We start from the raw sequence: 471 nt of genomic DNA, 5'->3' as shown, positions 1-471 counted from the left end.
CGAAGCGAAGCGGCTCAAGGAAGAGGAGGGCGTCGACGCCGTCGTCGCCCTCGCGCACACGGGCATCAGTGACGCCGAGGACCTCGCGGAGGCCGACGCGGACGACGACATCGACGTGATCGTCGTCGGCGACGACGAGCAGTTCTATCCGCCCGAGGAGGTCGACGGGTCGATCGTCTCAGAGGCTCGGGCCCGCGCCCGCTACCTCAGCGAGATCGAGCTGACGGTCGAGGGCGGCGAGGTCACCTCGTTCGACGGGCAGCTGATCGAGGTCACCGACGACATCGAGAAGGACCCGACCGCGTCCGACATCATCAACGAGTACCGCGGAGAGGTGAGCCTGGACTCGACGGTCGTGGAGACGGAGACGCCGCTCAACGCCACGTTCGGGGCGAACTACCACCGCGAAACCGGCTACGGTAACCTGATCACCGATGCGATGCGCGAGCGCGTCGACGCCGACGCCGCGAT

Annotated in this window: 1 pseudogene; it reads left to right on the top strand. The window is 67.5% G+C overall.

The window, feature by feature from the left end:
* A pseudogene (locus EXE42_RS16830) lies at positions 1 to 471 on the top strand (bifunctional metallophosphatase/5'-nucleotidase); the annotation flags it as partial.

The organism is Halorubrum sp. SP3, assembly GCF_005435195.1.
GTDB classification, from domain to species: Archaea; Halobacteriota; Halobacteria; order Halobacteriales; family Haloferacaceae; genus Halorubrum; species Halorubrum sodomense.
This window is presented reverse-complemented; position numbering and strand designations above follow the sequence as displayed.